General features: G+C 63.6%; 1 protein-coding gene. It reads right to left on the bottom strand.

All coding sequences use genetic code 11. The features are described from left to right. A partial coding sequence (locus AAC083_RS15485; RefSeq protein ID WP_258224712.1) for a YhdP family phospholipid transporter occupies positions 1–2,475 on the bottom strand: 2,475 nt, incomplete at both ends.

The following is a 2,475-nucleotide window of genomic DNA, read 5'->3' as shown; positions in this document are numbered from 1 at the left end:
GGCATGGGTTTGCATCCGGCCTGGCTGGGCAAGCCAGTCCACTGTGCCGGTCAGCTGGCTGCCCGCCAGTCGCATGTCCAGCTCCTTGAGGGTCAGCTTGTTGGCGCCAGGCACCAGCTCTCCCTTTACCTCCCCCAGCGGCAGAGCGCCGAAGCGGCAATCCACACAGCTAAAGGTGAGCCAGGGAATGGCGTCCATGATGGCCCTGTCCTGTCTGGCATCGGGCTTGGGGCTCAAATCCGAACTATTGCCGGACCAATAGATGCGGGCAAATTTCGCCTCTATGGGCTGACGCCCGGCCACCGGCAGGTGCACCACCCCCATCACGTCTGGGCTGTCGATCATCACCTCGGTGGCCTGCTTGACCGGCCCCACGGTGAAGTGCACCGCCTTGAGGGTGGCGCTGCCGATGTCGGCGCGGACCAGCTGACCATCCACCCACCACTCCCGGGGCAAGAAGGCGGGGCCGACCACGGCATTGCCGCCCGGCGCCGTGCTCGCAGGCAACCACTGCTTGAGTCGGACCAGCCAGCCGGCCACGTCCGCATGCTGCTGGTTGATGACCAGCAACATGGGCTTGTCACGCAGCACCCGGGCCCCAGGCTGACCCACGTCCACCCGTACCCGGCTGAGGTAAGGCGCGCCATCGCCATAAACCAACCGGCTCTGCATATCCACATCCGCCCCCAGCACGGCGCGAATGTCGGCGCTGCCGTCGCGGCCACGGGCGGTCACCTTGAGCGGCAAGCGGCTGTTGGCAGCCTTGGTCAGCGGTGAGGGCAGATCCAGCCCCATGCCCTGCAGGTTGGAATCCAGCGCCAACTGGAAGCTGAACGGCTTGTGGTTGGGCAGCGTCAGCCCCAGGGTGCCAGCCCAGTTGCTGCGCCCCTTGAGGATATCGAGAGCGGGGATCTTGCGCTGCTCGCGGCGGCTGTCCCACTGCCCTTTGAACTTGAGATCGACCTGATAACGGTTCGGCAGCTGCTGGCCCTGATAGTCCAGGGTCAGCGGCTGGTTCCACAGGCTGGCTTTGAGATTACTGAAACGGGTCTGTTCGTTGTCATATTCGAGGCGGCCCTGCACTTTCTCCAGCGGCAGATCCAGGCTGGCGACCCGCACCTTGTTGTTGCTGAACAGGGCGTCACCGTTCGCCTTGACCTCGCTCTCGCCATTGAGGGGGATATCCAGCTTGACCGAGCCCTTGAGCGGGCCCCGGATCTCGATCTCCCGCAGCGCCTGACCGACAGAATCCCCCAGCGGAGAGTCCTGCAGGTAGTCGCTGATGGCCTTGCCCTCCCCCTGTACCTTGGCATCCACATAGAGGTGGGCGCCCGGGTAGAGATCCGGGATCCAGGCATGCACCGAGTCGGATCTTGCTTTGCCAAGGTGGGTGGAACGGCTGTGCATATCGAGGCTGGCATTCTGGAACAGCAGATCGATCTGCAGCTTGGTGAGTGGTTGCCAACCGGGGAAAAACCGGAAGGTGGCCTGTTCCAGCGGCACCGCCACCTGGAAGATCCCCTCACCCTTGCTGAAGGGGAAATCCTTGAACTCGCCGTACCAGAGCAGATCCGCCCCCTTGGCCTGACCGCCCTTGATGGCACCGCTCAGGTAGTCCACCAGGCCCTTGCCCATCACCTGCAAGGGGTAGTAGCGATCCGCATTGCCCGCATTCTTGACGTTGATACGACCGGTCAGGGCGAGGAAGGTGTGCTCAAAGAGATCCATTCTGAAACGACTGGCGAGGGTCAAATCCGGGTTGTCCAGCGCCACGTCCTGACCATAGAGCACCCAGCCCCTGGGATCCTGCCACCAGTCGAGCCGCGCCGAGAAGCTGTCGACCGGGATCGGCTCCTTGAAATGGCGAGCCGGATCCACCTTGTCCTTGTCCAGTGCCAACCGGGCGCTGCCGCCGCTCGGGGTCAGCCAGAACTCACCGTTGAGATCCTCCACGCCGGGCACATCCTGCCAGGCTGTGACCTTGATGTGGGAGAGCTGGCCGCTGAGAGAGAGCCCGCGCCAGTCGGCGTCAGCCTGCAGGATAAGGTCCTGGACTTTGCCGGTCGGACGGGTCTGCTTGAGAGTCTCGGTCAGCTCTGGGTAGAGGCCGGAGACCAGCTGGCTCAGATTGGCGACCTGATCCAGATCGATGGCGGGCAAATACCCCTGAATGCGGGAGCCAACCCGCTCGAGCTGCAACCGGCTCTGCAGCCAGCGCTTGCCATCGAGTTTGAAGGTCACGTCATGGCTGGCGAGCTGCCACTCTTCACCATCCCGGTGCAGCTGGATCTTGCCCCCCTGCAGGCTAAGACGGTGCATGGCACCCTGTTTCTCATCCTTCCAGATCAGGTAGTTGTTGCCAAACGCCAGCACGGATTCCCCCAGCTGGCCGCTGGCAAACGTGCTCCAGAGCTGAAAATCGAGCTGGCCGGCCACCCGTGGATCGCCAGCGTGGATCCGTGCCAGCATGGGGCT

Origin of the sequence: Aeromonas sp. HMWF014, from assembly GCF_963878295.1 — a bacterium.
Taxonomy (GTDB): Bacteria; Pseudomonadota; Gammaproteobacteria; order Enterobacterales; family Aeromonadaceae; genus Aeromonas; species Aeromonas popoffii.
The sequence above is the reverse complement of the archived record's forward strand: the minus strand, read 5'-3'. Positions and strand labels throughout refer to the sequence as shown.